Annotated in this window: 9 protein-coding genes; all 9 read left to right on the top strand. The window is 30.5% G+C overall.

Annotated elements, in window-relative coordinates; all coding sequences use genetic code 11:
* Positions 1-21: 21 nt before the first annotated feature.
* The 9 genes from HLB29_RS06565 (at position 22) to HLB29_RS06525 (ending at position 12,127) form a co-directional block, all read left to right on the top strand.
* Complete coding sequence (locus HLB29_RS06565) at positions 22-669, top strand: A24 family peptidase (RefSeq protein WP_185624373.1); 648 nt, start codon at positions 22-24, stop codon at positions 667-669.
* Positions 670-709: 40 nt separating this feature from the next.
* A complete protein-coding gene (gene pth, locus HLB29_RS06560; protein WP_185624372.1) occupies positions 710-1,270 on the top strand; it encodes an aminoacyl-tRNA hydrolase in 561 nt (186 codons plus the stop codon).
* 12 nt (positions 1,271-1,282) lie between these two features.
* A complete protein-coding gene (mfd, locus tag HLB29_RS06555) occupies positions 1,283-4,681 on the top strand; it encodes a transcription-repair coupling factor (RefSeq protein WP_185624371.1) in 3,399 nt (1,132 codons plus the stop codon).
* Between the two features lie 56 nt (positions 4,682-4,737).
* Positions 4,738-5,793: a peptidylprolyl isomerase gene (locus tag HLB29_RS06550; RefSeq protein ID WP_243155101.1), complete on the top strand. Its 1,056-nt coding sequence runs from the start codon at positions 4,738-4,740 to the stop codon at positions 5,791-5,793.
* A 215-nt stretch (positions 5,794-6,008) separates the two neighbouring features.
* Entirely contained in the window at positions 6,009-7,745 is a 1,737-nt protein-coding gene (gene ade / locus HLB29_RS06545) for an adenine deaminase (protein WP_185624369.1), read from the top strand.
* A gap of 12 nt (positions 7,746-7,757) precedes the next feature.
* Positions 7,758-8,546, top strand: coding sequence for a response regulator transcription factor (locus tag HLB29_RS06540; RefSeq protein WP_185624368.1), 789 nt, complete (start codon positions 7,758-7,760; stop codon positions 8,544-8,546).
* Positions 8,546-10,276 carry a sensor histidine kinase gene (locus tag HLB29_RS06535; RefSeq protein ID WP_185624367.1) on the top strand — a complete coding sequence of 577 codons (1,731 nt, stop codon included), beginning with the start codon at positions 8,546-8,548 and terminating at the stop codon, positions 10,274-10,276. The genes HLB29_RS06540 and HLB29_RS06535 overlap by 1 nt, the downstream gene beginning before the upstream one ends.
* Before the next feature lie 310 nt (positions 10,277-10,586).
* On the top strand, positions 10,587-11,297 hold the full coding sequence (ccdA2, locus tag HLB29_RS06530) for a thiol-disulfide oxidoreductase-associated membrane protein CcdA2 (protein WP_185624366.1): 711 nt from the start codon (positions 10,587-10,589) through the stop codon (positions 11,295-11,297).
* 134 nt (positions 11,298-11,431) lie between these two features.
* Positions 11,432-12,127 (top strand): redoxin family protein, encoded by a 696-nt coding sequence (locus HLB29_RS06525; RefSeq protein ID WP_185624365.1) that lies wholly within the window; start codon positions 11,432-11,434, stop codon positions 12,125-12,127.
* Positions 12,128-12,170 lie beyond the last annotated feature (43 nt).

Here is a 12,170-nt window from a genome sequence, read left to right as displayed (position 1 = left end):
TATTACAAAAGGAGTTTGAAATTGAAGTATTATTTATTTGTAAGTATAATACCACTTTACATTTTTTGCGTAAAAATATTGCAGAAACGAAATATAATATTTTCTATTAATGAGAAGATAATCCTTTTCATGTTTATGATATTATATTGTAATTTGTCAAAGTTATTTATATTTGATCCGATAATATTGTATAGAGCCGTATTTATAATGCCTTTGATTATAGTCATATCAACCGTAGATATCAATGAAAGATGGGTGTTTGACGAAGATATAATTAGTGGTATAATAATAAACATGGGAACAATTGTTTTAGCATTTGTTTTTGGAATTTATGGTGATAAGGTCAATTACATAGGTTTTATTGGTTGCTATAAGTATTTATTAAATGCTTTTGTCGGTATGGCAACCTTGTTTGTCGTTACAATTATTATTAATGTCTCGACCGGTTCTTTGGGAATGGGAGATGTTTTATATTTTGCTCTTGCCGGAAGTTTCTGTGGATTTGGTGGAATATTTATTCTGTTTTTCGGTTCATTTATATTGGCGGGAATATTTTGTCTGGCATCTTATATTAATAGCAGAATCAATAATGTAATTATGAATAAAACGATAGCTTTTACACCATTTATAAGTATGAGTTTAATAATATATATAAGTATTTTTTTATAAAATATAATTGAAATTGAATTTTAGGAAGGATTAAGAAAAAATGTATATAATAGTGGGGCTAGGTAATCCTGGCAAGAAATATGAAAATACTAGGCATAATGCAGGTTTTGATGCAATTGATAAATTTGCTGATGAAAACGGTATTAAAATCGATAAATTAAAGCATAAAGCTTTGATAGGAGAAGGAAGAATAGGTTCTGAAAAAGTTATTTTAGTAAAACCACAAACATATATGAATTTAAGTGGAGAATCAGTGCTTAGTGTTTCGCAGTTTTATAAGGTTGAGTCAGAAAACATAGTAGTTCTTTATGATGATATAGATTTGGATATAGGTAAGCTTAGAATAAGAAAAAAAGGAAGTGCCGGTTCTCATAACGGAATGAAATCGATAATAAAATGTTTAGGAACTGAAGATTTCCCAAGAGTGAGAATAGGAATATCCAGACCTCCGGAAGGTTGGGATTTGGCTGACTATGTATTATCCAAAGTTTCAAAAGAACAGGAAAAAGATATGTTGGAAGGAATAGATAAAGCTGTTAAAACAATTAAAGAAATTGTCAGTTCCGGTTTGGATCTGGCAATGAACAAATATAATGGTTAAGGTGTGGTGAAGATGGAAGATGTACTAATTAGTTCCCTCAAAAATAGTAAAGAATATGAAGGTATAATAGAAGCTCTTGATATGGAGGGAAATATACAGGTAAATGGATTATTGCCATCTACTAAAGCTCACATAGCGTATTCTATATTTAAAAATACATCAAAACAAATCCTATATATTGCAAATACAGAGTATGAAGCTAAGAAAATATATGAAGAGTTATGCGTATATATGAAAAATAAAGTCGAGTTTTTAGGCTCAGAAGAAATTCTTTTCTATAACTTGGATGCGAGAGATAGAAAGGCAGATGCTAGAAGGCTAAAAACCTATATAAAATTACTAAATAAGGACAAAATATTGGTAGTTACATATGTTGAAGCTATTACCAGGAAATATATACCTAAGAAAATTATCTTAGATAATATATTTAAGGTTAGAGTTGGTCAAAATATAGACATTCAGGAATTTATCCAAAAACTTGTCCTGTTGGGATATCAGAGAGTTACTAAAGTTGAAGGTTTCGGACAGTTTAGTGTCAGGGGAGGAATTTTAGATATATTCACTCTGTTTTATGATTTTCCTCTGAGATTTGAATTTTTTGATGATGAAATTGATTCTATAAGACAGTTTAATGTGTATTCACAAAAATCGATAGAGAAAATGAAAACAGCCACGATAACTCCTTCAAGAGAAATAATATACCCAAAAGATGTGGAAGTTGCTGCAAAAAAAATAAGAAGTGAGTTTAATGATATAACAGATGCTGATGTTTTTAGAAACCTTGAGAGAATAGAGAGAAAAGAATACTTTGATGGTCTTGAAAACTATATAGATTACCTGTATGGTGATGAAGATGAAAGTATATTTGAATATCTTACTGATGATTCTATGATATTTATAGATGATATTAATAGATTAAAAGAAAGGTTCAAAAATATAAATTCCGAATTTAGGGATAACTACATGTTGAATTTGGAAAGAGGTTTAGCTATTAAGAATCAGGGAAAATTAATTTATTCTCTAAATGAAGTTATATATTATATGATGAATAAAAAGATCGTTATTAACTCTCTTTTGCCAAAAGCTGTAAATGATATGAATATCATTCATTCTTTCAATATAGATACAAGGGAAATTCCCGGATATGGTGGCAGAATAGACCTCTTTGTGGAAGAGTTGAAAAGGCTTAGACATTCCGGATATAAGATAGTTATTGCGACTGGAAGTTCTGACAGAGCTAAGAAGTTAAGTTCTATATTAAATGAAAATAATGTCGAAAATATATATTCATCAAATAGAAATTTAGACATAAAAACATCTCAGATTGTAGTAACAGGTGCTAATATAAGTCAGGGATTTCAGTACCCCTCGATAAAATTTCAGCTTATAACCGATAGAGAGATAGTAGGTGCTAATAAATCCGGTGTAAAAAAGAAGAAAAAGAAACAAAAGGAAAATTCTAAAAAAATTGATTCTTTTTTGGAATTAAAGGTAGGAGATTATGTTGTTCATGAGAACAGTGGTGTAGGAAAGTATACCGGGATTGAGCAAATAAGTGTGAACAATATAAAAAAAGATTATTTGAAAGTAGTCTATCAAGGTGGAGATAATCTTTATGTTCCCATTGATCAGATGGACAAAGTCCAGAAATATATTGGTGGTGACGTCGAAAAGGTAAAACTAAATAAATTAGGTAGTCAAGAATGGTCAAAGGCTAAAAATAAGGTCAGAAAGCAGATTGAAGATATGACGAAAGAGCTTATCGAGCTGTATGCTAAGAGAGAAGGAAGAAAAGGCTACAAATTCTCCAAAGATACAATTTGGCAACAAGAATTTGAAGAGAAGTTTCCTTTTCAAGAAACTGATGATCAGCTGAAGGCGATAAAAGAGACAAAAAAAGACATGGAAACATCTAAGGCTATGGATAGACTTATATGCGGAGATGTGGGATATGGTAAAACAGAAGTTGCTATAAGAGCTGCATTTAAAGCTGTAATGGATGGCAAACAAGTTGCAATACTTGTTCCAACTACTATACTTGCCCAACAGCATTTTAATACATTTAGTGAAAGATATGAGGATTATCCTATAAGGGTTGAAGCTTTGAGTAGATTCAAAACTCCTAAGCAACAGAAAGACATAATTGAAGACGCGAATAAGGGACTTGTAGATATAATAATAGGTACCCATAGAATAGTATCAAAAGACATTAATATGCCTAAATTAGGTTTGGTGGTTATTGATGAGGAACAGAGATTTGGAGTTCGTCATAAAGAAAAACTAAAACAGATTAAAGAAAATGTAGATGTACTTACGTTATCAGCAACTCCAATTCCGAGAACACTTCATATGTCACTTAGTGGAATAAGAGATATGAGTATCATTGAAGAGCCACCTCAGGAAAGATATCCTGTAATGACTTATGTAACTGAAGCAAAGGATAGTATCATTCAAGATGAAATACACAGAGAATTAGCTAGAGGAGGTCAGGTATTCTTTGTCTATAACAGGATTGAAGGCATTGAAGAATTGGCCGCCAGAATAAGAAGGCTGGTTCCTGATGCGAGGGTCGGTGTCGCACATGGTAGAATGTCATCAAATCAACTTGAGAATACAGTACTATCTTTTTTAACAAAGGAATTTGATGTGTTGGTGTGTACAACTATAATTGAAACAGGTATGGATATTGCGAATGCAAATACGGTTATAATTTATGATGCCGATAAGATGGGGCTATCCCAATTATATCAATTAAGAGGAAGAGTTGGTAGGAGTACAAGGCAGGGATATGCTTACCTTATGTATGAAAGAAATAAAATTCTAAGTGAAGTAGCAGAAAAAAGACTAAAAGCCATAAAGGAATTTACGGAATTTGGCTCGGGATTTAAAATAGCTATGAGAGATTTGGAGATAAGAGGAGCCGGTGATGTTCTTGGAGCTCAACAACATGGTCATATGGCAGTAATAGGATATGAACTCTATGTAAAGATGTTGAATGAAGCCATAGCAAAGGTAAAAGGGCAAGAAGTTTTAGAAAATCTGGATGTGGAAATAGATTTAAGCACAAATGCATATATACCATCTACGTATATCGAAGATGAAATAATAAAGTTAGAAATGTATAAAAAAATTGCTACTATTGATAGTAAAGAGGATATGTATGAAATTCAGGAAGAGTTGGAAGATAGATTTTCTGATATACCAAAAGAAACTCAGACACTTTTAAATATAGCCTATATTAAATCTCTATGTAAGAGATTGAAGATAGAAAAAGTAAAGCAGGTTAAAAATACCGTTATACTCGAACCGTTAACCAAATATGAAACATCAGAAGTGGTAGGTCATGAAGTAGTAATGGAATTAGAAACCATGCTGGAAGGATTTTGCAAAAACCTAGACACTAAACAATAAATAATCTGTTTAGATGGGATTTGCAAAATAAAAATAAATAAATGGAGGAAAGAATATTGAAAAAATTATTATCATTATTAGTTGCTGTTGTAATAGGATTTGCATCAGTAGCTTGCTCAGAGGATGCGGTTGCTGTAGTTGACGGAAAGGCTATTACAGCGAAAGAATATGAACAACATTTGAAATTTAATAAGTGGGTGATGGAATTACAGTATGGAGAACAAGTTTGGGATGGAATGTCCCAACAAGATCCAAATTTTGAGGAAAATATAAAAAATAGATTGTTGGAGTCTTTAATTCAAAGCAAAATAGTATTAAATTATACTGAAAAGAATAACATTAAACCGGATACAAAACAATCTAAAGAAATTAATGAACAAATAAAGAAAATGATGGAAGATAAGAAAAGCAAAGAAAGCTTTGAAAAGGCCGGATTAACAGAAGATTTTCTAAAAAAATATGGTGAACAAGCAGCACTAATGAGTGGATTTTCTAAATTCGTAGAAAAGAAATCTACTCCTACAGAACAGGAACTAAAAGACTATTATGCTAAAAATAGTAAAAAATTGGATGCGTCTCACATACTGATATCTTTAAAGGACGAAACTGGAAAACCTCTTTCTGAAGAAAAACAGAAAGAAGCTAAGAAAAAAGCAGAAGATGTTTATAAGAGAGCAAAAGATGGAGAAGATTTCGCCAAGTTGGCTAAGGAGTTCTCTCAAGATCCGGGTTCAGGACAAAAAGGCGGTTCTCTTGGTGAGTTCGGTAAAGGTCAGATGGTAAAAGAATTTGAAGATGCAGCGTTTGCCTTAAAGGAAGGTGAAATATCTGCGCCTGTTAAATCTGAGTTTGGATATCATATAATTAAAGTAAATAAGATAATAAAGTCAGATTATAATAAGGTAAAAGATTCTCTGAAAGCAGAATTGACTCAAAAGAAGAGTCAGGAATTGGTTAAAAAGATTCAGGAATCAGCTCAAGTTAAAAAATTCGATGACAAAGTTAAGTCTATTAAATTTATAGAAAAGAAGGCAGATTCAAAGGATAAAAAAGATACTAATAAGGGTAAAGAAAAAGAACAACCTAAAGAGGAAAAGAAAGAACAAAAATAGTTTAGACTATTAAAATTAAATAGTATATAAGTTGGAGCGACCTATAAGAATGTTAAAGATTAATTATGTGGTCGCTCTATTTTTTATTATAAATTCACTATATCTATATTAATAATCGATTGCAAAATATGAAAAAAAAGTATAAACTTATAAAAAACGAAAAAAAGTGGTATATTTAATATTATAAAATTTATGTGATTTGATAAGGGGTACTTATGAAAATAGAAAAATATAAACAGTTAGCAGAGTATACTTTGGGGGTTAAAAAACCGGAATTAGTTTTAAAGAGAGCTAATATAATAATGGTTCAGTCAAAAGAAATAATAAAGGCTGATATTGCCATCCATGACGGATACATAGTGGGTATAGGTGATTATATGGGAATAAAAGAGGTTGATTGCGATGGTAAATATATTTCACCGGGATTTATAGATTCTCATTTACATTTTGAATCTACAATGGCAAATCCGGATGAGTTAGTTTACTATGCTTCTTTAAATGGAACTACTACATTTATTGCAGATCCTCATGAGGCTGCAAATGTATTCGGTATAGATGGAGTCAATTATATAATAGAGAGTACGGAAAATAGCAGTGGAGATGTTTATATAATGGTTCCATCTTGTGTCCCGGCGAAAGATGGTGAAGACAACGGTGTTATTATGGAAATTGATGAAATGATGACTTTATTAAATAATAAAAGGGTACTTGGATTAGGTGAGATAATGGATTGCGAGGCAGTGATAAATAGGAAAAAATCCATGATGGCTAAGTTAAAACTATTTGAAAGAAACCCTAAGGATGGACATGCATTGGGATTAAAAGATAAAAAATTAAGTGCATATATAATGGCGGGTGTTCTTACAGATCATGAAAGTAGTACATATGAACAAGCTATTTCAGAAGTTAGGAATGGAATGTACGTTCATATAAGGGAAGGTTCTGCAGCCAGAAATCTTGCTAATATAGTAGGTGGAATAATTAGAAATAATGCCGATACTTCGAGATTCACTTTTTGTACTGATGATAAGCATATTGAAGATATTAAGAATGAAGGGCACATATCTCATAATATTAGAAAAGCTATTAAACTAGGATTGGATCCTATTCAGGCATATAGTATGGCGAGTTACAATGCTGCTCAATGTTATAAATTAGATGAAATAGGAATGATAGCTCCAGGAAAAATAGGAAATTTGGTAATACTAAATGATTTGAAAAATGTGGAAATAGATTCCGTAATATACAAGGGTAAATTTATAGAAAAAAGACATGATGATAGAAAAATAGTAGTGGACAGTTTTTCTGAAAATAATTCTAATAGTGAGCTTGGAGGAGCATTTTCAAAAAAACTATCTAAATTTAATAAACTTACTGATACAATCCATATTGATTGGTTTGAAAAGAGTATGTTAAAGTTAAAAAGTAAAGAATATGCTATAAAACTCGTAAATGAAGAAATTCTCACAAAAAAAGTAAGAGTATCAGATATGAAAGGCAGTTTTTATAATAAGGTCGCAGTAATAGAAAGGCATCATAATACGGGTAAATATCATACTTCAAACGTTTATGGTTATGGTATTAAAAAAGGAGCAATAGCATCTAGTGTATCACATGATTCTCATAATATAGTAGTTATAGGAGACAATGATAAAGATATGATGATAGCTATTGAAAATATAAAAGAAATAAAAGGTGGGTATGTTTTAGTTGAGGATGGAAAAGTTTTTGAGTATTTGCCACTTCCTATAATGGGTTTAATAAGTGATTTAAATAGTTCTGAAATTAATAACAGACTATATAAAATGATTGATAAAGCACATAAAATGGGTGTGTGTATAGGTATTGAACCTTTTATTACATTATCGTTTATAGCTCTGCCGGTTATACCGGAAATAAGAATAACTACAAATGGTCTTTATGATGTATTGAATGATGAATATTTATACTAAAAAGGAGAGAATATGTATAAACTTTTGGTAATAGAAGATGAAGAATTGATTAGAAAGGGAATAGTATCATTAATCAATTATGAAAAATTAAATATACAAGAAGTATTTGAGGCTGAAAATGGAAAAAAGGCATTGGATATTATCGACTCTAAAATGCCGGACATAATTCTTTCTGATATTAATATTCCACAGTTAGATGGTATAAGCTTGGCCAAAATAGTGAAAGAAAAGTATCCGGATACAAGAATAGTTTTTCTTACTGGATACGATTATTTTGATTATGCATTGTCAGCTATTAAAATAGGAGCAGATGATTATATATTAAAGCCGGTTTCAAAAAAAGACGTGGAAGAAATATTGACAAAATTAGTTAGCAAATTAGAAAAAAAGAGAAGAGAAGAAAAAGCGATTGAAGAACGAAAAAAAATTAATATATCCGAGTATCACTCTCGCAGTTTGGATGAACAAATAGGTAATGAATATAATGCAATTGACATTGAAAAGGTAATAAATGAGGAAATATTTAATCCAGACTTGTCATTAGGATACTTATCTGAAAAACTTGGATTTAGCGTAAATTATTTAAGTACATTAATAAAGAAAAGAATGGGGATTAATTTTCAGGATTATGTCACTAAAAACAGAATAGAATACGCTAAAATACTTTTACTGACAACGGATATGAAAATATATGAAATTGCTGAAAAAATCGGATATGAGGATGTAAATTACTTTTCTTCCAGATTTAAATATTATGTAGGGCAAACTCCGAGACAATATCAAAGAGAGGTGAGCAGTTAGTGAAGAAAAGATCACTGGTTTTTGAATTAACCACTTATTTTTTAGTATCTATTTCTATATTACTTTTAGTTGTCGGATGGCTGAATTATGATGTTAGTTCAAAAATTATAATGCATGATACCGAAAAAAAAACATCTGAATCTGTAAAAAGAACAGTCGATTATATAAATAGCTATACAAATAAACTCAAGATGACTGCAAATTCAATATCAAAGAACAATACGATATATGAATTTATAACCAGTAATTCAAGCACAAGGAGAGAAAAATCAAACGAATTAATAAAAACAATTATAAATACTGATGAAAATCTTGTTTCAGCTGTTATTATAACGAAAGACGGCAGGGTTATATCAAATGAATCCCATCTTGAGATGAAGATGTCTGATAATATGATGGAGGAAAAGTGGTATAAATTAGCCATACAAAAAAATAGTATACCCGTTCTAACATCGGCCAGAAAAGAGGATTTAACATCGGACAAAGAAAGTTGGGTAATATCTGTAACCCAGGAAATTGTAGATAATCAGGGAAATAATTTAGGAGTAGTCAGGTTAGATGTAGATTATAGGGCAATTGAAAGCTATTTGAATAAACTTGATCTTGGAAAATATGGATATGCATTTATAATTGATGAACAGGGGCAGGTAGTCTATCATCCGGATAAAAATGTATTTACCGATACAGAATTGAGAAACAAAATGTTGAAACTTTCCAATAATAAAGACGGTTATATGGATAAAGAATCTTTATTTGTAAGACATTATTTTATTGAGGATTTAGGGTGGAATATAACGGCCGTAGCTTCATTGGATGAATTAAATACCGTGAAGAGAACGCTTATAAATTCGTTTTCATTAATCGCAATACTTGCTATTATAGTAGCTTCAATGGGAGTTTTCTTTATAATAAAAAGATGTGTCAGACCTATAAAAGATCTTAGGGAAGTGATGATAGAAATAGAAAAGGGAAATCAGAATATAAGGGCTAAAGAGACTGGTTCTATTGAAATTGAAGAGCTTTCAAAAAAGTTTAATCTTATGTTAGATAAAATAAGTCAATTGATGAAAGATGTAAGAGAAAAAGAGCAGGATATACGTGAATATGAGCTTAAAGCATTGGCAAGTCAGATAAATCCTCATTTTTTGTATAATACTTTGGACACGATTATATGGATGGCAGAATTCAATGATAGTGAAAGTGTGGTTGAAATCACAAAATCTCTTGCAAAATACTTTAGACTATCTTTAAATCAAGGAAATGAAATGATAAGCCTTTCGGATGAAATAGATCATGTCAGACAATATCTCTTTATTCAAAAGAAAAGGTATGGCAAAAAGTTAAATTATCATATAGAGGAAATTGATGAATGTAAGGACTTTATTATACCTAAACTAATTCTTCAGCCTGTAGTAGAAAATTCTATTTATCATGGGATAAAAGAGATAGAACGAGATGGATTTATAAAAATAAAAGTAGAAAATGTAGTCGACTATATTAAAGTGAGTATTGAAGATAACGGAAAAGGGATGCCGGTCAAAATGAAGAAAGATGAGATGACAAATCGATTGGGCGGAGTAGGTTTAAAAAATGTAAACAGGAGATTATCACTTTATTTTGGCAAAAACTATAAGATGGATGTAGATTCGGAACCGGACAAATATACAAAGGTAGTATTTTATATGCCTAAAAAATGTGATTTAGATATTGCAAAAAACATGATGATATAGATGTTATGTAAAATGATAAAAGATAACACATCTAATAGGAAATTATATTTTTAAATTATGAAATTTAATATATGGTTTAAAAATATAAAAAAATAGTTTTATGATCTTAAATAGAATATGATAGTAAAAAATTCAAGTTTTTACGTATCATATTCTATTTTTATATATGTAAATAATCTATATAATAAAATCATAAAATAAATAGAAGTCTTAAATACACTCATACCAGAATAATGAAAAAATAAAAAAGTATTTTGATTTGGGATTTGGGGAGTCTATTAAGAATTTTTTAGGAAAGGGGGTTGAATCTATGAATGCATATTCGACCATTTTCGCAGTATCGGTATTTGGAGCAGGGATATTATCATTTTTTTCTCCATGTATATTTCCATTATTACCGGTATATATAGGTACATTAATAGAAGATACCGGAGAAAAAACTATAGGAATTGGCAAGTACAAAGTATTTACCAGACCCATATTTAAAACATTGTTTTTTATACTGGGACTGTCGATGGTTTTTTTTATACTAGGCTATGGAGCAGGTGCTTTGGGAAAAATATTATATAGTCCTTATACAAACTATATTATGGGAGTCATAGTCATTATATTAGGTTTGCATCAAATGGAAATAATAAATATTAAAAAACTTCAATATCAAAAAACAGTCGATTTTAACAAGGGAAAAAAGGGAGGATACCTGGGTGCCTATTTGCTGGGACTGACATTTAGTTTTGGATGGACCCCATGTATAGGACCTGTATTAAGTTCGGTACTAGCAGTGGCTGCATCAGGTGAACAAGGTGCAATTTTCGGGGCTTTGCTGATGATTATATATGCCATAGGTCTTTCTATTCCTTTTGTAATATTAGCTTTTGCGTCATCATTTGTCATGAAGTATTTTACGAGGGTGAAAAAACATATCGTTTTGATTAAAAGAATTGGCGGTGCATTGATAGTAGTAATGGGACTATTATTGATGTTTGGCAAATTGAATTTCTTGCTTTCTATTATAGGATAGGCACGAAAATATTGATTAAAAAAGACATAAAAAAAGAAATTGATAAAAAAGAAGATATAAAAAGAAGATTAAACTATCCGGTTGTCTGGATGAATTTATAAAATATAAATGAAAAATGAAAAGGAGAGGTTATTATGAATTTATTGAAGAAGAATGGAATGAAAGTAGCTGCAGCTTTTATGGTTAGTACTTTAGTTTTAGTTGGTTGTTCTAATGCTGACACGAGTAAAAAGGATATGAAGATGGATAAAGAAAAATCATCTATGGAAATGAAGAAAGGTAAAAATATGGAAAAAGATAAGATGCACATGGAAAAGGACAAAATGAAAAAAGACGATATGCATAAAGATAATATGAAAAAAGATGATATGATGGATAAAGACAAGATGAATGAAACTATGAATAAAGGAGAAAAATTAAAAGATTTCACACTTATGGATGTCGATGGAAATAAGGTAAAATTGTCGGATTATAAAGGTAAAAAAGTATATGTGAAATTTTGGGCTTCGTGGTGTTCAGTTTGCCTTGATACACTTCCGGAAACGGATAAATTAGCCGGTAAAGAGAATGATTTCGAAGTTATATCTATAGTTTCACCGGGATTCGGAAATGAAAAGAAAGAAGAAGAATTTAAAAAATGGTACAAATCACTTGGATATAAAAATCTTAAAGTATTAATGGATACTAACGGAGAGGCTATTGTAAAATCACTTAATATAAAGGGATATCCATCATCAGCTTATATTGGTACTGATGGCGTATTGGTTAAATTTATGCCTGGCTATCAGAACGAAGAACAGATAAAGACAATGATGAAAGAGGTTAAATAATATAATTTTATGTGACTTATTGCAGGTGTATATGAAATTAATA

Origin of the sequence: Peptostreptococcus canis (genome assembly GCF_014229965.1) — a bacterium.
GTDB lineage: Bacteria > Bacillota > Clostridia > Peptostreptococcales > Peptostreptococcaceae > Peptostreptococcus > Peptostreptococcus canis.
This window is presented reverse-complemented; position numbering and strand designations above follow the sequence as displayed.